This is a genomic window from Pseudobacter sp., from assembly GCF_051955275.1.
In the GTDB taxonomy this organism is placed as follows: Bacteria; Bacteroidota; Bacteroidia; order Chitinophagales; family Chitinophagaceae; genus Pseudobacter.
In genome coordinates this window covers 1-19,384 of record NZ_JBQCGW010000315.1, presented here as the reverse complement: position 1 = coordinate 19,384, position 19,384 = coordinate 1, and the positions used below count along the sequence as shown (strand labels likewise).

20 protein-coding genes are annotated in these 19,384 nt (G+C 49.9%); 4 read left to right on the top strand and 16 right to left on the bottom strand.

The window, feature by feature from the left end:
* Positions 1–137: 137 nt before the first annotated feature.
* Positions 138–881, bottom strand: coding sequence for a type IX secretion/gliding motility protein PorT/SprT (locus ACTHMC_RS28170; protein WP_440418415.1), 744 nt, complete (start codon positions 879–881; stop codon positions 138–140).
* Positions 845–1,597, bottom strand: a complete 753-nt coding sequence (gene ubiE, locus ACTHMC_RS28165) for a bifunctional demethylmenaquinone methyltransferase/2-methoxy-6-polyprenyl-1,4-benzoquinol methylase UbiE (protein ID WP_440418414.1) — start codon at positions 1,595–1,597, stop codon at positions 845–847. The genes ACTHMC_RS28170 and ubiE overlap by 37 nt, the downstream gene beginning before the upstream one ends.
* A gap of 84 nt (positions 1,598–1,681) precedes the next feature.
* On the opposite strand from ubiE, the gene ACTHMC_RS28160 reads away from it, so the two are divergent.
* Positions 1,682–2,356, top strand: coding sequence for a GTP-binding protein (locus ACTHMC_RS28160; protein WP_440418413.1), 675 nt, complete (start codon positions 1,682–1,684; stop codon positions 2,354–2,356).
* Between the two features lie 63 nt (positions 2,357–2,419).
* Here the strand turns inward: ACTHMC_RS28160 and ACTHMC_RS28155 are convergent, their stop codons facing one another.
* From ACTHMC_RS28155 to ACTHMC_RS28125, 7 genes are all read right to left on the bottom strand, one after another.
* Complete coding sequence (locus ACTHMC_RS28155) at positions 2,420–2,893, bottom strand: ribonuclease H-like YkuK family protein (protein WP_440418412.1); 474 nt, start codon at positions 2,891–2,893, stop codon at positions 2,420–2,422.
* 59 nt (positions 2,894–2,952) lie between these two features.
* On the bottom strand, positions 2,953–4,530 hold the full coding sequence (locus ACTHMC_RS28150; protein ID WP_440418411.1) for a T9SS type A sorting domain-containing protein: 1,578 nt from the start codon (positions 4,528–4,530) through the stop codon (positions 2,953–2,955).
* A gap of 74 nt (positions 4,531–4,604) precedes the next feature.
* Entirely contained in the window at positions 4,605–5,060 is a 456-nt protein-coding gene (locus ACTHMC_RS28145; RefSeq protein ID WP_440418410.1) for a hypothetical protein, read from the bottom strand.
* A gap of 223 nt (positions 5,061–5,283) precedes the next feature.
* Positions 5,284–5,652 (bottom strand): CoA-binding protein, encoded by a 369-nt coding sequence (locus ACTHMC_RS28140; RefSeq protein WP_440418409.1) that lies wholly within the window; start codon positions 5,650–5,652, stop codon positions 5,284–5,286.
* A 10-nt stretch (positions 5,653–5,662) separates the two neighbouring features.
* Entirely contained in the window at positions 5,663–6,793 is a 1,131-nt protein-coding gene (locus tag ACTHMC_RS28135; protein WP_440418408.1) for an epimerase, read from the bottom strand.
* 77 nt (positions 6,794–6,870) lie between these two features.
* A complete protein-coding gene (locus ACTHMC_RS28130) occupies positions 6,871–7,326 on the bottom strand; it encodes a hypothetical protein (RefSeq protein ID WP_440418407.1) in 456 nt (151 codons plus the stop codon).
* 7 nt (positions 7,327–7,333) lie between these two features.
* On the bottom strand, positions 7,334–7,840 hold the full coding sequence (locus tag ACTHMC_RS28125; protein ID WP_440418406.1) for a GbsR/MarR family transcriptional regulator: 507 nt from the start codon (positions 7,838–7,840) through the stop codon (positions 7,334–7,336).
* A gap of 118 nt (positions 7,841–7,958) precedes the next feature.
* Here ACTHMC_RS28125 and ACTHMC_RS28120 point away from each other — a divergent pair, with 118 nt between their 5' ends.
* Positions 7,959–8,429, top strand: a complete 471-nt coding sequence (locus ACTHMC_RS28120) for an SRPBCC domain-containing protein (RefSeq protein ID WP_440418405.1) — start codon at positions 7,959–7,961, stop codon at positions 8,427–8,429.
* Between the two features lies 1 nt (position 8,430).
* Here the strand turns inward: ACTHMC_RS28120 and ACTHMC_RS28115 are convergent, their stop codons facing one another.
* Genes ACTHMC_RS28115 through ACTHMC_RS28095 form a run of 5 tightly spaced genes read right to left on the bottom strand, consistent with a single transcriptional unit; the run spans position 8,431 to position 13,725 of the window.
* Entirely contained in the window at positions 8,431–9,891 is a 1,461-nt protein-coding gene (locus ACTHMC_RS28115) for a DUF5723 family protein (RefSeq protein ID WP_440418404.1), read from the bottom strand.
* Between the two features lie 3 nt (positions 9,892–9,894).
* On the bottom strand, positions 9,895–11,046 hold the full coding sequence (locus tag ACTHMC_RS28110; protein WP_440418403.1) for an NAD(P)/FAD-dependent oxidoreductase: 1,152 nt from the start codon (positions 11,044–11,046) through the stop codon (positions 9,895–9,897).
* Between the two features lie 34 nt (positions 11,047–11,080).
* A complete protein-coding gene (locus tag ACTHMC_RS28105; RefSeq protein ID WP_440418402.1) occupies positions 11,081–11,770 on the bottom strand; it encodes a methyltransferase domain-containing protein in 690 nt (229 codons plus the stop codon).
* On the bottom strand, positions 11,771–12,868 hold the full coding sequence (locus tag ACTHMC_RS28100; RefSeq protein ID WP_440418401.1) for a type III polyketide synthase: 1,098 nt from the start codon (positions 12,866–12,868) through the stop codon (positions 11,771–11,773).
* Complete coding sequence (locus tag ACTHMC_RS28095) at positions 12,865–13,725, bottom strand: UbiA family prenyltransferase (RefSeq protein WP_440418400.1); 861 nt, start codon at positions 13,723–13,725, stop codon at positions 12,865–12,867. The genes ACTHMC_RS28100 and ACTHMC_RS28095 overlap by 4 nt, the downstream gene beginning before the upstream one ends.
* 91 nt (positions 13,726–13,816) lie before the next feature.
* On the opposite strand from ACTHMC_RS28095, the gene ACTHMC_RS28090 reads away from it, so the two are divergent.
* Positions 13,817–14,800: an alpha/beta hydrolase gene (locus ACTHMC_RS28090; protein WP_440418399.1), complete on the top strand. Its 984-nt coding sequence runs from the start codon at positions 13,817–13,819 to the stop codon at positions 14,798–14,800.
* 73 nt (positions 14,801–14,873) lie between these two features.
* Here ACTHMC_RS28090 and ACTHMC_RS28085 read toward each other — a convergent pair whose 3' ends face one another.
* Both ACTHMC_RS28085 and ACTHMC_RS28080 read right to left on the bottom strand, forming a co-directional pair.
* A complete protein-coding gene (locus ACTHMC_RS28085) occupies positions 14,874–16,559 on the bottom strand; it encodes a pyruvate dehydrogenase complex dihydrolipoamide acetyltransferase (protein WP_440418398.1) in 1,686 nt (561 codons plus the stop codon).
* Positions 16,560–16,705: 146 nt separating this feature from the next.
* Positions 16,706–18,508 (bottom strand): DNA polymerase III subunit gamma/tau, encoded by a 1,803-nt coding sequence (locus ACTHMC_RS28080; RefSeq protein WP_440418397.1) that lies wholly within the window; start codon positions 18,506–18,508, stop codon positions 16,706–16,708.
* A gap of 30 nt (positions 18,509–18,538) precedes the next feature.
* Between ACTHMC_RS28080 and ACTHMC_RS28075 the strand changes: the two genes are divergently transcribed.
* On the top strand, positions 18,539–19,384 hold an 846-nt coding region (locus ACTHMC_RS28075; RefSeq protein WP_440418396.1), incomplete at its 3' end, for a class I SAM-dependent rRNA methyltransferase.

Below are 19,384 nucleotides of genomic sequence, written 5' to 3'. Positions count from 1 at the left end.
TACCGATATCGGCGATAAGATGCGCTAACAGGTGTTTGTTCGAATGATGCCGGCCTGCGCTTACTGATCGCAAATGTCAGCTGGTCCGCAGGTCTGACCCGGCGGATGAATTCCATAACAGTGTTGGAGCTGGCCTTTTATCCTTCGAAGATCAGCGAGAATAAGATCATGCGGGATTGCAGCCTGTCGATAGTACTGGAGTATTTCAGGTTCGGGTCCCTGGAATGTACATTCATCAGGCCATTACTGATCTTGATTTCCGGAGAAAGGATGAATACAGGAAAATAGAAATTGAATCCGATACCTGCTTCCACGCCCAGGTCATATTTCTTCAGTTTTACCAGGTCTTCCGCTCGGCGGGCAGTACTGTTGGAAGTAAGATCATACTCAAACTTGCCACCGGCAAACATATATACCCGGAAATTATTGATCCGGTCTGACCGGAACTTGAGGTGTATGGGCAATCCGATAAGGATGGACTCCACTTTTTTGGTCATCACCTTCTGTTCCTCTTTCATGGGATCAGGTGATTTCAGGTGGTAGGTGAGGTTCTTATAGGAGAACAGTAATTGCGGGAATATGGCTCTTAATTCGAAACGCTCATTGAGCCTGAGTGTATGGATACCGGCAAGGCCGAAACCACCGGCATTCTCCGGGTCAACCACCTGCACACTGTCCTGCCCCAGAAAGCTGGGATGATGGCTCAGGTTGAACCGGCTGGTGTTGTACATCAATGCTATACCCAGATAATATTTCTTATCGTCGTGATTGGGGAGGTTCAACTCACGCTGAGCGATACTTCTGAAAGAAGTGATCATCAGTACCGATATAATGGCGAGGCGTATCAGCCGGCCGTTTTGTTGCCGCAGTAAATTGTGCATATACCTAAACTCAACCTTTTTAGCCTGGTGTCAGAGAATCCGGCTTGTTGTAAAATGTGTAGAAATGTTTCGCCTTCGGGGAATGCTTTTACTGAGTTGTTTAAATATTGATACGCGTCTTTATTTTTTGACAGCCATTGACCCGCTCTGGGGGCAACAACATTCAAATATAAGTTATATAAGCCTTTGAAAGCAATCTGTTTGGGTTTCGAGAACTCCAGGATCATGGCCCTGCCACCGGGCTTCAATACCCTGTACATTTCGGCCAGGCCCTTATCCAGGTCCTCAAAATTGCGCACGCCAAAGGCCACTGTAATGGCATCAAACGTGTTGTCAGGAAAGTTTATTGCTTCTGAATCTCCTTTGACCAGCTCAATCCGGTCATTTAACCCCAGTTTGGCAATCTTTTCCCGGCCAACTGCCATCATTTGCTCTGAAATATCTATGCCAATGATCTTCTTTGGTTGTAAATATTTCTGGGTCATGATAGCTACATCTGCTGTACCTGTAGCTACATCGAGCACCAGCTGCGGTTTGATATCTTTCAGTTCACGGATGCCCTTCTTTCTCCAGCCCTTGTCGATCCCGATGCTGAGGAACCTGTTCATGAGGTCGTACTTCCCCGCAATCTGGTCAAACATTGCTTCTACCTGCTGCTTCTTTCCCTGTTTCGACTGGTCATAAGGGACGATCGTATCGTGCGTAAACTTTGCCATGAGGACGCAAAGATACAGTAAGTTTCGTGTCCGGGTCACTTGTGGAGCTCAGTATCCTTATCTTGCATCCCTAATCAGAGTCTCATGTTGATCAAAAAAGCGAGTTACGTTATCAGTAGTCCGGATATCAAACAATGCCCCGAGGGCAACAGGGCGGAATATGCCTTTATCGGCCGCAGTAATGTGGGTAAAAGCTCGCTGATCAATATGCTGAGCGGCCACCAGAAACTGGCCAAAACCTCCGGCACCCCCGGAAAAACGCAGCTGATCAACTTCTTTGATATGGAAAGCATCCCCGGCTCCCAGCAGGAAGGGGCCGACCGGGATAAAAAAGGACAGACCGGGCCCACCCAGAAATGGTACATCGTTGACCTGCCGGGGTATGGTTTTGCCAAAGTGAGCCAGAGCCAGCGCAACCAGTGGGAGCAGATGATCGAGAACTACCTCCGCAAGCGCGAGAACCTGGTGAACGTATTCCTGCTGATCGATTCAAGACATGAGCCGCAGAAGATCGACCTGGAATTTGCCGATAAACTGGGTAAATGGGAAATTCCTTTCGCCCTCACTTTCACCAAGGCCGATAAAGAAACTCAGAAGGTAGTGGCAAAGAATGTGAAATCATTCCTCGACGCCATGCGAAAGACCTGGCAGTTCCTGCCCCGGAACTTTGTAACCAGCGCAGAAAAGAAACTGGGAAGAGACAAGATCCTCGGGTTCATCGAAGAATGCAATTACGCCTTCGACAATCCGGAGCAATAGATGCTCTGTTATGAGTGCATCACAACTTTAAACAAAAAACCTCCGCGGATGATGCGGAGGTTTTTAGTTTACTATCTTATTGGCGCAGCTACTGCTGGCAAAGGCTTCAGGTTTGGCCTTGAAGGCAAATCCCATCCCGAGGATATAGCCCATTGCTTCTTTCAGTGCATCGTTGCTTTTGAATTGCGGATTGGTATTGATGTCTGCGTGTACTTCCATGTCCACATTGTATTGTGTGAACAGGTTGCAGAGCTCATACGCAATCTCAATGCTTCTGGCCACTTCCACCAGCATACGTTCCTTGATTGTGTACTGCTGCCTTGTTTTTTCATTGTGGATGAACATGAAACCTCCATGTCCTTCACGCAGGAAAACGATCACGGTAGCAAATTCAGTCTCGGAACCCTTTACCTGTGAGTCAGTGCCGATGCATACTTTCAGGTGATACCCTTTTTCAGTTTCACGCCTGATGGCCATTTCAACAGCATCGATGATAGGAAGATCGATCGGGTCGCCATTAAATTTTCTCCATAGCATAATAAAACGGGTTTGTGTAATTTACCGAAAAACCGGCTCAATACCAAACGCGTTCCCTGTTATTGTTTTATTAACTTCTCGCTATAGGACTCATTTTCAGACTGTAAACGCAGTAAAAGCATTCCTTTTTTAGCGGCATACACTTCAATTCTGTTGTACCCGGCGGATATACGTCCCTGTTGCAGGATCCTTCCGGTCTCGTCCAGAAGCATATACGCATATACCTTACCGGTAGTTATTCCGATGGCATCCGTTATGAGGTTGCTGTGCAGTTTCACATCCTGTTTTAAAGAAGGCTGCAGCGTTATGATATTGGAGTAGTAAGCGCGCTCGTCGGCCACTGTTATCACCTGTGCGCGATAGTAGAGCCTGGCCTGGGTAGCAGGCTTCCAGCTGAATTTCCTGTCGGTGGCCTTCAGCTCAACCAGGTTGCTGAAATGGATGCCGTCAGCTGATTGCTGGATATTGATCAGCTTTACCGCTTCATCTGCTTCATAAGCCCAGTAAAGCTGGTGCTGGTTATTGTTATTTGTATTGCCCGAAAGCTGGAAGCGTTTTACGGGAAGGGCCTGTGCAATGCTGCCGGTAACGGCATAATAACCCAGGCTGGCATAATCACTGAGGTTGGCATTGCCCACGCCATCCACTACCAGGAAATAGGTACCGGCATTGAGCACACTATCCACGCCCGCATTCAGCAGCTCTGCAGGATTGTAACGGCCTACGGTATCTCCCAGGTTATTGAGCAGGCTGACCTTGATATCCAGGTTGGCGCCTTCATTACCGGGGCCGATGCTCTGTGGCGTGGCATTGATGCGGAAGTTGGCCGGCATCATTACTTTGAAAGTGAACACATCCCTGTCTGCCTGCGTATTGATGACGCCGGTTGCCGCAAAATCAGTGCCCATCAGGGTTACAGGAGTGGCGCCCGTGAGCTCGTCTGTATGCTCATCGGCACGCAGGCCAACATTGGCCGCGATGATGGCGATATCATTCTGGATCTTGTCGCACCCCTTGGTACTGGTGCCCGTATGCCAGGTAGTGAGATTCCTGCCATATCCCACGCCCATGATGGGCGCCCAGCCGATCTGACCCTCACCTTTTCCATCCGCATATTCCTGCGTTTTCACACAGGCGCTGTTCCAGGTGCTCTGGTGCTGTAACCCCAGCGTATGTCCGGCTTCATGCGAAGCACATTCCGCCACTGATTTTACATTATTGCCGAGCAGGCTGCTGAAGACCCAGCCCGGGGTTTCGTCGGCCCATTTAAAGGAGTTCACATAAGAGATGCCGCCGGTTTTGCCATACCATTCCCAGGTAGGAGTGATAATGATCCGGCTGCGTTTCTGGGCTGGCGCATTATTATAAACATTGGAATCAGTGGTGATATTGATATCGAAGATCCGGTAATCTTCCGCCACGCGGTTGAAGATCTCCGTTATAGCTGCGGCTGAGAAACCTGAGGGGGCCGCCTGGATAGGGCCATCCCAGTTCCAGGTGGTTCCCCGTACAAGTTGTCCGTCGAAATCCAGGAACACCGTTGCTTTCGCTTGCGGATAGCTGTTGAGCTCAGGGGTTTGTGAGAAGCTTTGCACGGTGATGCACAGGAAAGCGAATACAGACAGAATGCTTTTCATAACAGGTGATTGAACATTGGATCAATGGTGTTGGAAAGGATACGATCAACAAAATGAAAAGGGTACGATCAACATTATTCTGCGAGGAAGAACTGCTGTTCTTCTTTCACCAGGAAGTATTTGCCGGCTTCCTGCGTAAGCACCATCACATCCGCTTTGCGGGGATGCAGGATCCTGATATTTACCGGCTGTTCCGCGTCCGTTGCGGTATTCAGACTGATAAACATCATGGCTCCTGAAAACTCAGCCGATTTGATATTGAGTGTACGCAGGGTGGGGGAATGCTGTACTTTGTCCGTGATCACGCCCCGGAAACTATGATGCGCCGAGAGGCGTATCGATACGGTGTCGCTGATGTCTGAAGCAAAGGCCTTCCTGAACGGAGTCAGATCCACTTCAAACTTTCCGGGAAATTTAGTGAATACCGCCGGTTTTGGCGTGTGATGCTGTTTGACAGTAATGGCTTGCTGCGCTTTGGCAGAAACTGATAGGAATGCAGATACCACTAAGCCTGTGTAGAAAATCTTCATGCACAAGGATTTTTCGAATGATAATTGGATAAATCTTTCTTAGGGTACGATCAGCAAGCTTTGGGAACAATAGACGTTTACGATCAGAACGATTGTTGCCCGGATAAGGAATGATAATTAAAGGGGATACGTACCCGAAAACGGGATTCGTATATGTTTAGTATGCAGGAATATTTTATTTGATAATAATCAAATGATGGAAGGCGATATCGTTTATGACGCACTAAAACTGCCCCGTGCTCAGCAATACCAGCGTACAGGCTTCCATGGTCTGGATACCCTTCTCCTTAGCCATGGATTCCAGTTCTTCATTCTCCGTACCGGGATTGAAGATGATCCGGTTGGGTTGTAACGATAAAATGTAATCGTAGTATTCTTTCTGCCTGGCCGGATTCAGATAAAGCGTTACCGTATCCACTTCCTCGAAGGCTTTCTTTTCTGTTTCCACCCGGATGTCGGCTACCTGTACCGGTTTGAGGCCAATGGCTACCACCGGGTGACCTGCATTCCTCAGCCTGTTCACTGCCAGGAAACTGTACCGTTCCGGGTTATCGGAGGCGCCGATCACCAGCGTTTTTTTCGGAGTTTTCATACGATAAATATTACAAATTTGCCGCCACCTTTGTTTGAATGCATTTATGGCAGTTCCACTGAGGAGTTTGCTGCACAATGTTTCGCAAGGCATCCTCAATATGTTCATACCTGAACCTGAATCCGCTTTCCAGCAACCGGGTAGGGTAAACCCAGCGGCTCTTCAACATCAGTTCGGTTTCGGTACCGATCAGCGCCGCGCCACATTCCAGCATCCACTTGAAGGCAGGCAACCCGGTTGTATGTCCCGTGATCCTGCGGAGCATAGCCATGAACGCCATATTGGGAATGGCATAAGGCGCAGAAAGATTATACACTCCCTCCATCTCCTGGTGATCGTAACTCCATTCGATGGCACCACAAACATCCTGGATATGCACCCAGCTGAACAACTGATCTCCGCTTCCATGCTGACCACCCAGTCCCCATTTCACCAGGTTGTAATAAGGAGTCATTACGCCCCCTTTGCCAAGTGTGATAGCTGTGCGGAAAATGATCTTTCGGGTGTTGGGGAGCGTTAGTTCCGTCATCGCTTTTTCCCAGGCAACACAAACCTGCACTGAGAAGTCCAGATCCAGGTTTTTGTATGCCGCTGAATCTTTTCCATGTCTGATTGCAGTAACGCTTTTCTGCCAGCGCCTGCGGCAACGGTCAAAGAAAGAGTAAGGCATATTGCCGTCTTTGGAAGTATCGATCTCTCCGTTGTATTCATCCTGTGGACGATCCTGCGCATGCCTGTAAATGGTGGCAGATGCCGCGTTGATCATCAGCGCAGGAGGCTTTGTGGCCTGGTTGATGGCCTCTCCCAGCACGCGGGTAGCGAGCACACGGCTGCTGATGATCCGCTGCATATTCTGCTGGTTATAACGGCAGTTGACGGATTTACCGGCCAGGTTGATCACGATATCGCTGCCATCTATTTCCTGCGCCCAGTGCTTTTCCACATGCCTGCCATCCCAGCGCCAGTAAGTGATATTGTATCCATCAGCAGCGGTGAGCAGCTTTTTACTGTAGCGGTTGTTCTTGCTTTGAACAGACTTCCTGGTCAAAATCACCACATGGTTGTCTTTCCCGAAATAACGGGCCAGCTCCTGACCGATAAAACCGGTACCGCCTGCGAGGATGATCTTTTTATTTTTCATAAGTTCAAAAAGTTTTGAAAGTTTGTGGGTTTAAAAAAACCGGGGACCGGTTTATGTTGTACTGAGTGCATTTTATCCTAACTGACCTGGCTTTCAGCATCGGGGTTCACCACAGCGGCTGGCGTATTGCCTCTGAGCAGCGTCTGTCCTGAAAGATCATGACCCGCCTTTCCCTGATTGTAAAGCTGCGACTCGCGATAGCAGGTGTACAGGTAGAACAGCGCCATCAAAGGAGAAAAGAACAGCAACCCGAATAACGAATAAATGATGGCATCTGATGCCATGCTGGCTACCAGAATAATCAGTACAATCAGTAGTGTGATGAGATAGGTCTTACGCAGTTTATTCATCTTTCCACCTTCTCCTGCAAAATGCACGATGACGCTGAAGATCTGCCAGGCGCCCACGATAAAATAGGGCAGGAAATAATAATCCGAAAAATTGGACCCGCCCCATAAGGAAAGGGCGATCACCAGACCACCTAGGATCAGGAGCGTTTGAATGATCACATCTATACGTGCAAAGGCTTTCATGGTGTTGTTATTTGAAAAATTTCATCAGGCTTCCGATGAACCAGCTCTCATCGGCCTTCACCATCACATCCATCATGCGCTCCGCCTGCTTTCCGAAATTCTTAATGCCTGCTATCGTTTCCGTGAACTGTTTATGGTTCTTGTCTTTTTTGTCCCCTTCCACATGCTCCAGCGCCTCCACTACTTTCATCATGGGATTGAACTCCCGTTTCTTTCTCTCCCGGAGGATCTGCGTGGCCACTTTCCAGATATCCTTTTCCGCTACAAAATATTCCTTGCGCTCGCCCGGAATGATGATGCGGTCCACCAGCCCCCAGTCTATCAGCTCCCTGATATTCATATTGGCATTGCCGCGGCTCACGTTGAGCTGCTCCATGATATCATCCTGGCTCAGCGGGTCTGCACTGATCAGCAGCAATGCATGCACCTGCGCCATGGTGCGGTTGATCCCCCAGTGGGATCCGAAAGCCCCCCATTTTGATATGAATTCATTGCGTGCGTCTGCCAGTTTCATATTTTTCGTTTAACCAAAGATAATGTCTGTTTCTGAATTTTCAAAACTTTGTGAAAGTTTGTTGGGGTAAGAAGGGCATAATTTTTATGGGTATAATAATTCTGTAAAACCACTGAATATGGATAATTCATCACCCAGGGTGGATTCGGCTTCACTCCTCATAAAAGCCAGTCCGGTAGTCATTTATCAGTCGTTCCTCGATCCCGTGGCAGTGGCTGCCTGGAGGCCGCCGGCCGGCATGAGCTGCGAAGTGTATGCTTTCGACCCCAGGGTGGGAGGTGGATACAAGATGGCTTTCCGGTACCGGGATAGACAAGCCACAGCAGGAAAAACCACCAAAACGGAGGATGTATTCGAAGGCAGGTTCGTTCAGCTGATCCCGGAGATCCAGATTGTGGAAGAAGTGGATTTTATATCGGATGATCCTGCTTATTCAGGTACCATGACCATCACTACCCGGTTCATCCCTGAAAAAACAGGGACCGTGGTGCGTTTTGAAGCCAGCAATGTACCACCGGGCATCAGTCCGGAAGATCATCACGCAGGCATGATGTCATCATTGCAGAACCTGGCAAAATACCTGGAGTAGATCAGAATGCAGGGCATTCATACTGACGCATACTGCGGTCCTTTCTTCCTTTCGAGACTTCTTTTTTCTTTCCCGGTTTGATCACTACCGCCAGGTAGCCACCGCCATTCTGTAATTGGTTTTTGGAGAAGATATAACCCAGGTTATGCAGGCCCAGTAATACGGGACCGGCTTTCACGGCGGCGCCCACCCAGAATTTCTTTTCTGTATTGTATTGCATAGGCAGGTAGAATCCGAATTTTCTCGTTTCCCATCGCGGAGTAACGGTAATGAAATTGAGCTCCTTCATATAGATCCGCTGATCACCTGCAATAGGTGAAAGGTTCAGCGAAATTTCTCCATTCACATACAAGGCATGTGTAATGAACCTGTCAACATTCAATACCGCCCTTGTGGGATTGATCACATTGAAATAACCGGAAGGCACACGCACATTGGTGAATAAACTGGCGGCGCTGTCGTTGAACCCGCGTATACCCTCCACGGATCCGAACTTCTGATCAAAATCAGTGGCTTCAATACCCGGCCGCAGGTTACTGAGCAGACGGCTGTTCCGGCTATACTGATACTGGTTGAAGCCAAGGTCAAGTACAGAGAAACCGATCTTCCAGGTATAATCCCAGTATTCTTCATCCATCGGATTATTGAAATCGGCAATACCACCTTCCTTGATCAGGTATTCCGCTCCCAGGTCCACCGAGATCCCGCTTCGTGCACTCGTAACGAAGTTCCGGATATTGGTGTAACGTGTACGGTCGTTATCCCATTTATCGAAGTTGGAAGAGTAGGCATAGAAGGCGTCAACGCCGTTGATGCTGAATTTGGGATCAGGTCCGGGTATCATCGATACAGTTCCGTTGCGGAGCGACCCGTAACCGCCTGCAAGACCCCGGGTGACCCTCACTGTTATGCCGGCATTCAGGCGGTTGGAAGGATTGTCCAGGATGGTGCGTGCATAGGAGCCATACACTTCTATCCAGTGGCTGCTGAACACATCGGCTGACAGCGGCAGGTTATTCTGGTTCATTACCAGCCACTGGTCCATATTGTGCAGGGTATCCATGTAGGCAAAGCGACTGGTCTTTGCCCTTGTATAGCCCCTGATATTCACGCCTGCCGCAACAGCATTGGTGCGGTTGATGGAATATCGTGCATTCAGCAGGTTGATATTGTAATTGGCATTTGCATTACGCGGCTCATTCCTGTTACTGATCTGGTAACGCGCACTGCCCGGCGGCGAGATCAGGGAATAGTTACGTACTGTAATGGCATTGGTGACAGCCTTTCCCTGTACTCCAAAGAGTGTCAGGTCCCATGGCCAGGGAGTGTTTACAATAGAAGCGGGATTGTTGCCGGTGCCTAAACTTCCTGCATAAGATGAGCCATTAACCGCATGATAGTTCTGACCGGCGCCTGCTATACTGATCATACAGCATAGAGCAGGCAACAGATGGTATCGCATGTTCTAGAAGGGTCTTCCGTGTGTTTGTCTGATCAAAAAAGAAACAAGTTTCGGAAAAGGTTTAAGGGATGTGATCAGGTAATTGCTCATGCTGCTGCTACCGAAGAATTGCTGCAAAACACGACCGGTCTGAAGCCTGCGGTTGAAATGTTTTTCCCATTGCTGGGTGTACTGCGTTTCCATTTCGTACCGGTTGATCCTGCCCTGCAGGAACTGGTCGATCTCCTCGAAAGCCAGTTTACTGCTGTGCAGCGCCATGCTCATTCCATTGCCACAGAGTGGCGTGATCATGCCAGCGGCGTCGCCGAGCATCAGCAGGTGATTTTCCACCTGGGTCTTTCTGTTGAAGGATATGCGGGATACTGTAACAGGTTCTTTATAGAGAAAGCGGGCTGTAGAAAAGATCGTATCGAGGAATGGATTCCTGCGCAGTATCTGCTGCTCCATCATTCTTATATCATTTCCCGTTTTCCTGAGATTGGATGCGGTTGTAAGATAGCACAAACAATACTTATTATCCTCAATTTTTGAAATACCACAATAACCATTCTCGAAATTGTGGACAGCTATCAGATCGTCAGGAAAGAAGGTTTGAACGTGGTATTTTACACCCACAAGGTGATTTAAGGCATTTGGCTTTACCTGGGTGAATTCCCGTTTCCATTTCGCATCAAGGTTGCTGCGTTTCCCATAGGAGCCTGCCACCACACTGGCTTCAATAGTACCTTTATTGCTGAATACCATACTGGCATGATGCCGGTATACCACATCGTTCACCTTGGTGTCTTCCAGCAAGGTAACGCCTTCGCGCCTGGCAATGCCTGCCAGCAGGTGGTCCAGTGTATAACGGCTGATCCCGAATCCACCCAGTGGCAACGGGCTTTCCACGTAACGGCCATTGGGGGCGCTGATCATCACCCTGTTGATCAGAGGCAGCTGCATATCACTCAATGGTACACCCAGGTCCTGCAGAAAGTTCCAGCTCTCCAGGCTTATATATTCACCACAGACTTTATGAAACGGATATTGTTCCTTCTCGAAGAGGATAGTATTGTAACCGGCTCTTGCAGACTGGACAGAGAGGGCCAGTCCGGCCAGGCCGCCACCGATAATGGCAACATCGTATGTAGATTCTCTGTTCAGGAATTTTCTCATTTACCGGTCTTCCACAAGATAGGTTCATTGCAAATCAGCCAACTACCACCAACCAGCGAAATGCCCACTTCCATTGCAGGGAAAAGGTACTGATTCCTGCTTCATGAAGGAAATGTAACCAGTCAGATTTAACAAAACTTCTTTTTACGGATAATGGCGCATCATGTTTCACCAGGTAGCTGCGGGAAAAAAGACGGGTGAGCAGTCCGATAGATTGCCAGGCAAGCGGATGACGGTGCAGGTCATTGATAAAGAAACCCTGCCCTGCATTTGACCGCATCCATTGCAACTGCATTACCAGTTCCGTATCGGAGAAATGGTGACAGAAAAGTGATGAAAAAATAATATCAGGTTTCTCTGCAAACCGCACATCCCTGTAATCGGAAGTAATGAATGATGCCTTTGCGGGAAACCGTTCCTGCGTCCATTTTTCAGAGGCTACCTGTATGCAGAACGGATTGATATCGATCCCTGTAATGGATATATCGATGCCTTTTTTCCGGCACCATCGGGAAATGGCCGCCAGGTTATCTCCACCGCCGCAACCTATTTCGCATATCGATAACCGCTTTTTATTACCGGCCAGCTTTTTCAAACCGGCAATGGTGATAGCATGTCCCCCCAGCCAGGTATTGATCACATCCAGCTCCTGCATATTCCGCCGGATCGCTTCGCGGGGGATATCCGGCGCATCCAGCAGTTCTTTTTTAGCCGATCGCTGCATTTATGGATTTTGATTTTTTGCAATGAAGGTTTCCATGGTAAGCCCCGGACCAAATGCCGCTCCAAATACCAGGGATGGCTGATCCCGTTCCGTCACTATACGCTGCATCATCCGCTTCAGTACAAAAAGGATGGTGGCAGACGACATATTCCCGTACTGGTTCAGCACCTCATAACTGTCCGTGAGCGCCTGTTGCGGCAATTGCAGACTGCCGGCCGTTACTTCAAGTATCTTCTTGCCTCCAGGATGCAGGCACCAGTGAGTGACGGCTTCCTGCGTTATACCGGCCTGCTGTAATGCCCTGCCGGTAAAGGCCTCAAAGTCTTCAGCGATCAGAGACGGGATATAATTACTGAGCGTCATCTGGAATCCCGTGGAAGAGAGCTCCCAGGCCATATCTTTCTTACCCTTTGGAATCACTTCGCTATAGAACTGTGTGAGCTGCAATCCGCGATGCCCGTCATCATCATGAACCACCAGCGCGGCTGCGCTTCCATCTGCAAACAGGAGGCTGCTGGCTATATTATCGGCTGTTGGCTCCCGTTGGAAATGGAGCGTGCAGAGCTCCGTACAAACCAGCAATACTTTGGCTGCCGGACTGCTGTTGCAGATGGCGTCTGCCAGTTTCAATGCATGGATAGCGGCATAACAACCCATGAAATTCACGGATGTTCTCCAGGTCTGACGCGGAAGATCCAGCAGCTCCACCAGTTGCAGGTCCAGCCCCGGAGCGCTCATTCCGGTACAGCTCACCGTGATCAGGTGGGTGATGCCGGAAAGTTTCTGTGCAGGGATATCCCGCACTGCGTCCACGGAAAGTGGCGCTGCAAAGCGCTGGTACCATTGCATGCGTGTTTCCAGCGATGGAAAGGGTTCCAGGTTCTCCGACTGCGGATAGAATTTCCATTCCGCCACCGGCTTGCTGTAATCAGGGATCACGGAATGACGCGTACTGATAGCGCTCTGGTGGTACAGGAATCTTATTTTTCGTATGTCCGGCCCTGTTAGTGAATAGGCCGGCAGCATAAACGAAAGGATATCTTCCTGTTTGTGTTTCCATGCGGGCACTGCGGTGCCGATCGAAATTATTTTACTCAAAACAACCTCCCTGTTAAGATGATGAGAAATGCCAGGTTAGAGCAAAGGGATGCCAGCAGGTTCATCCGCATGGTATGGGTAAAGTCCGCTACAGCGGTATTGCCCCATACCTGGCTTGCCCATACAAAAAAATATACGAGCGCAGGCAGCATTACGGTTGCTAATATCAGCAGATTGCGCCCTTCCTGCCTTTGCAGGAAGAGCTGCGTTAACACCAGCATGGCCGCTGCATACAGGATAGCTGTAAAAATAAATGTGCCACGATAACCCAGCATGGCGCTGATGGTGCGTACCCCATCTTTACGGTCGGCTTCATGCTGATAGATCTGCGTGATCGGATAAAAGGCCCCGATCAGCAGTCCGGCTGCCACCACTCCGGCCACCGGCGCTTGCAGGCTCTTGCTGGTACTGCATCCGTGATACACCAGCCAGAAGGTGGCGCAACCCTGGAACAGTACAACGGTCAGGTAACCGGTAACGGGATATTGCTTCAGGCGGATGCCGCGGTAACTGTATGCCCTGGATGCAAGGATATAAAGAATGATACCGGCCATGAACCACCAGCTGATCAGGAGGCTCAGCGCAGTGGCGACGAGATCCATCAGTACGGTCACATTCAACAACTGCCTTGTGGGCTGCATGGGGTGCTCCAGTCCGCCAATGCTGCCCTCATCCCTGTCCATATACGAATTGTAGCCATTGCTGGCAGGATATACCAGTACATGAAGGATAAAGAAGATGATCCCGGCATCCCGCCATTGAATAGCTGGCACCGTGCCCAGTGCAAAGAGATAAACAGGCAACAGGAAGAAGGAGAACGGAAAACGCAATAGCTGAATGGTTGACCGTTGTATCATGCCGGATAGTTTGTTCCTGTAATTTATGCTATTTGGGCTGGATGCCGTTGTGCTCAATTGTTGTACCTTGTTCATCCATAAATCTGATAGTATGATGAAAGCCTTCTCCTCTGCCTGTATATTGCTCCTGTTTTACATCAGTTCCTTTGCACAATCTGCAGACTCCGTGGTGCTGCAGACCGCTGGGGGAGCTGTTTTCGGCACGCTCACCGTTCCTGCAAATAAGGGGCCGCTGCCGGTTGCCCTGTTCATTGCAGGCTCCGGACCTACTGACCGTGATGGCAACAATCCCCTGATGAAGAACAATTCACTGAAGTTGCTGGGAGAAGCGCTGAACGCGCAGGGCATTGCCACGCTCCGGTACGATAAGCGCGGTATTGCCGCCAGTACCGCTGCGGGCGCAAAGGAAGCAGACCTTCGTTTCGATACGTATGTGAATGATGCTTCGGCGCTGATCAGTAGCCTGAAAGCAGACAAACGTTTTTCAAAAGTGATCGTGATCGGGCATAGTGAGGGTTCAACCATCGGACTGAAAGCCGCGTCCATGGCCAAAGCTGATGCCATGATATCCATCGCGGGGCCGGGCAGCTCCGCCGATAAAGTACTGAGAGCTCAACTGAACGACAACCTGGACCCCGCCAAAGCTGTCAATGATGAAGCTGCTGAGCAGATGAAACAATCAAAAGAACTGGTGAATCACCTGTTGGATACACTGGTAACGGGCGACACCCTTCGTTTTGTTCCCATCAGCATGTATTCTCTCTTTCGCCCGTCAGTACAGCCTTACCTGATCAGCTGGTTCAGGTATGATCCGCAGCAACTGATCAAAGCTCTGAAAATTCCCGTTCTGATTGTGCAGGGAACTACTGATCTGCAGGTGAAGGAAGCGGATGCGGAATTGCTCTGGCAGGCCAATCCCCAAGCAACTAAACTCATCATCCCGAAAATGAATCATGTGCTGAAGCAAAGTGAAGCGGAGCCCCGCGCCAACCACGCCACCTATATCGATCCCATATTGCCGGTAGTACCAGCATTGACGGAAGGGGTGGTCTCGTTCATCAGGAAACTGAAATAGCCCGTCTTAAATAATAGAAAAATCCCGCTGGTGAGCGGGATTTTTTATGCAGAAACTATTCTTTCGATTGTAATTAAACCAGCATGGTGAGTGGCTCTTCAAGCAATCCCTGGAGGGTTTGCAGGAAGGCTGCGCCAGATGCGCCGTCTACCACGCGGTGGTCACAGCTCAGGGTAACTTTCATGATATTGCCAACCACTATCTGTCCGTTCTTCACTACTGGCGTTTGATTGATGGCACCGATAGCGAGGATACAGGCATCCGGCGGGTTGATGATGGCAGTGAATTCATCCACGCCGAACATACCCAGGTTGGAGATGGTGAAGGTGTTGCCTTCCCAGTCTGATGGTTGCAGTTTCTTGTCTTTTGCTTTCTGTGCAGCTACTTTCACTTCCGTTGCGATCTGGGAGAGTGATTTGGTGTCTGCGAAGCGGACAACAGGAACCAGCAGTCCTTCTTCCACAGCCACGGCTACGCCGATGTTCACGTGGTGATTGATGCGGATCTTGTCGCCCAGCCAGCTGCTGTTCACTTTAGGATGTTTCTTCAGTGCAATGGCGCATGCTTTCAGCACCATGTCATTGAAGGATATCTTGGCGGGAGAAACTTCATTGAGTTTTGCCCTGCTTTCCACGGCTTTGTCCATGTTGATATTCATGGTAACGTAGAAATGAGGAGCAGAGAATTTGCTTTCAGCCAGGCGCTTCGCAATCACTTTACGCATTTGCGATACCGGTACTTCTTCAAAGCTAACCTCACCGGCTGGCGCTGATGGAGCAGCAGTGGCAGCGGCTTTGGCAGGCGTGCTGGCGGCGGCAGGTGCGGAGCCGGGCACGTAGTTATCGATATCTTTCTTCACGATACGGCCATTGTCACCACTTCCGGCAACCTTGGCCAGATCGATACCTTTATCGCTGGCGATCTTTTTAGCGAGGGGGGAAGCTTTAACGCGGCCATCTTCTGAACTGGCAGCAGGAACTGCGTTTTCAGTGGTGGCAGCGCCTGTACCACTGGCTGGCTGAGCAGCAGGCTGGGCGGGAGCTTCACCTGAAGCAGCAGGAGCTGGTCCGCCTTTGGCGGCAGCTACAATGACGTTCACATCCACTTTGCTTTCATCACCAATGATGCAGAGCAATGAGTTCACCGCTACTTTATCCCCTTTCTGCGCGCCGATATATAATAATTTACCTTCTTTATAGCTTTCGAGCTCCATGGTAGCCTTGTCTGTTTCCACATCGGCCAGCAGATCCCCTTTTTTAACAGTATCACCTACTTTCTTATGCCATTCTGCAATCACACCTTCGGTCATGGTATCGCTGAGACGTGGCATCAGGATCACTTCAGGAACGGTGGAGAGATCCATGGTGCTGCCGGACTTGGCTGCTGGCGCAGCGGCAGGAGCAGCAGTGGCAGCAGGTGCTGCGGCTTGCTGGGGTGCAGCTGCCGGGGCTTCGGCTTTAAGTGCTTCAGCGGCAGGAGCAGGGGCGGCGCCACCTTTCAACAGAGAGCTGATATCCTCGCCAGGGTTCCCGATGATGGCCAGCAGGTCGTTCACCTGGAGTTTACCACCTTTATCGGTACCGATATGTAATAAGGTACCATCTTTATAACTCTCGAGCTCCATGGTAGCTTTATCGGTTTCCACCTCTGCCAGGAGATCGCCTTTTTTCACAGGGTCGCCAACTTTTTTATGCCAGGCCGCAATCACTCCTTCGGTCATCGTATCACTCAGGCGGGGCATTAGGATCACTTCAGCCATAACTTTATTCCAGTTTATAATTTGGGATGTTCAGATTTCTATTGAGTGCCGAAATTACAGCAAAATAGGGAATTGACAATGCGGAACACGCATTGAACTGTATTCAATACATTATGTAAAATTGGCAAGTCTGCCGTTGCAACCTGTTAAAGATCAAGTTCCAGTCTCAGTCTGTCTTTCAGCTCCCTGATCAACGGGTATTCCTGGGCGATGGCCATGAATTTATCCCGGCTGCTCATCGGTTTATCCGTCGGTTCCTGGTAAACCACGTTCTCATCCACCTCAATTACAAAGAGCAGCATCCGGTTGTTGAACACCTTGCAGAGGTATTCACTCAGCGGCCTTCTTTCGTTCTCGATGAACTTTTGTTCGAGGTTATTATTGGTAACGATGGTGAAATGCGCGGCGTTGTTGATGATCAGCCTGGCCATCACAAAAGACTGTGAGGACGGGTTCTTGTTGTCGCGCAGCTGCTGTGTGAATGCTTCCCAGGCCGCATGCAACCTGTCTTCCGAGAGCGGAATGATCTCTCCGGCCGAGGCAATCCCCTTACCCTCGAACTGTTTCCGGATATTGGCGAGCCCGCCCAGCTTTACTTTGGGCTGGTCTGAAACGATCTGATCCTCTTTTACCGGCTGCACGGGAGGTACCACGGTTTTGGAAGCGGGCCTTACCGGAGCCTGCGGCTCTTCAACGGTCAGCCTGGCTTCCGGCCTCGTTGCTTCTGCCTGGGCCTGCGCTTGCTTGCCTGCTGCTTTGGGAGCGGCGGCAAGGCCCGGGATCTGGCGGAAAGCTACCGGCTTTGCTGTATCAACTACTTTTTTTTTACCGGAATCATCGCCACCCAGTTCGATGGCCTGTTGCAGGTAACAGAGTTTGATCAGTACCAGTTCTATATGGAGACGCTTATTACGGGCTGCTTTGAAGCCGATCTCGGCCTCATTCAGGATATTAAGGGCATTGATGAGCCAGGCTACGGAAACCTGTTTGGCCATGGCGATATACCTGTCCTTGAAACTTTCCACCACCTGCAGGAGATTGGCCACTTTCTGGTCCTTACATACCAGCAGATTGCGGATGAACTCGGAAAATCCATTGATCACCAGGTCCCCTTCAAAACCCTTCCGGTCGATATCATCATATAATAACATCGCGGCTCCAAGATCCTGCGCCAGCATGGCTTCCATGAAGCGGAAGTAATAGTCGGCATCCAGGATATTCAGGTGCTCCAGGGTATTCTGGTAACTCACGGTACCATTGGTGAAACTCACGATCTTGTCCATGATGCTGAGGGCATCGCGCATACAGCCCTCGCTCTTCTGAGCGATCAGGTGCAGGGCGGGCCTGTCTGCATTCACTTCTTCCTTCACGCAGATCTGCGCCAGGTGCTCTACCGTATCGTTGGTGGTGATGCGTTTGAAGTCGAAGATCTGGCACCGGCTCAGGATCGTGGGAAGGATCTTGTGCTTTTCGGTGGTGGCAAGGATGAAAATTGCGTAACCGGGCGGCTCTTCCAGCGTTTTCAGGAAGGCGTTGAAGGCCGAAGAACTGAGCATGTGCACCTCATCGATGATGTACACCTTGTAGGTTCCGGCCTGCGGCGCAAACCGTACCTGTTCTACCAGGGTACGGATATCGTCCACCGAGTTGTTACTGGCAGCATCCAGTTCATGGATGTTGAGGGAGGTACCTTCGTTGAAGGAAACGCAGCTGTGACAGATGTTACAGGCTTCGCCGTCTTCTCCCGGTTTTTCACAGTTGATGGTTTTGGCAAGGATCCGCGCACAGGTGGTTTTACCAACGCCCCTGGGACCGCAGAAAAGGAAGGCATGCGCCAGCTGCTGGTTCCTGATTGCATTCTTTAAAGTTGTGGTGATATGACCCTGCCCAACAACGGTGTCGAAGGTCTGAGGTCTGTACTTTCTTGCCGAAACGATGAACTTTTCCATTATGGGTGCAATTTAAGTTACTTTTGCGGCATGATAAAAGTGATCCTTAAGAAGAAAATCAGTCAGCGTGTTGTAGTCAATGGCCATCCCTGGATCTTTGCCAATGAAGTGAATACGGTAGAAGGGGAGGTGGAACCCGGGGATATAGTGGAAGTTTACACCCACGATAAGAAATTTGTCGGCAAAGGATATATCAATCCGGCCAGCCAGATCCTGGTACGCCTGCTCACCCGCGATAAGAACGAGACTGTAAACGAGGATTTCTTTTACCGCCGCCTGCTCCAGGCCTGGAATTACCGCCAGCAGATCGGTTATTCCGAGAACTGCCGCCTCATCTTCGGCGAAGCGGATTACCTGCCCCAGCTGATCATCGATAAATTCAACGATTATTTTGTGATCCAGACGCTCGCGCTGGGTATCGATAAATGGAAACCGGCCATCGTGGCCGCCCTGGAAAAGATCTTCCAACCAAAAGGCATCTATGAGAGGAATGATGTTCCCGTGCGTGAACTGGAAGGGCTGAAGCAGCAGAAAGGATTTTTATCGGAGCCTTTCGATACAAAGATCACCATCAATGAAAATGGACTGAAATTCCTGGTTGATATAGAAAATGGACAAAAAACAGGTTATTTCCTGGATCAGCAGGACAACCGCCGTGCCATTCAGCATATTGTGAAAGGGGCCGATGTACTGGGTGCCTTCACTTATACCGGTACTTTTGAGATACACGCAGCCGCCTATGGCGCCAAAAGCGTACTTGGACTTGACATTTCAGAGAATGCCGTTGCCCAGGCCAACCGCAATGCCGCACTCAATAATGTACAGAACATCGTAAAGTTCGAAGCGGAGAATGCTTTCGATAAACTGAAGCAATGG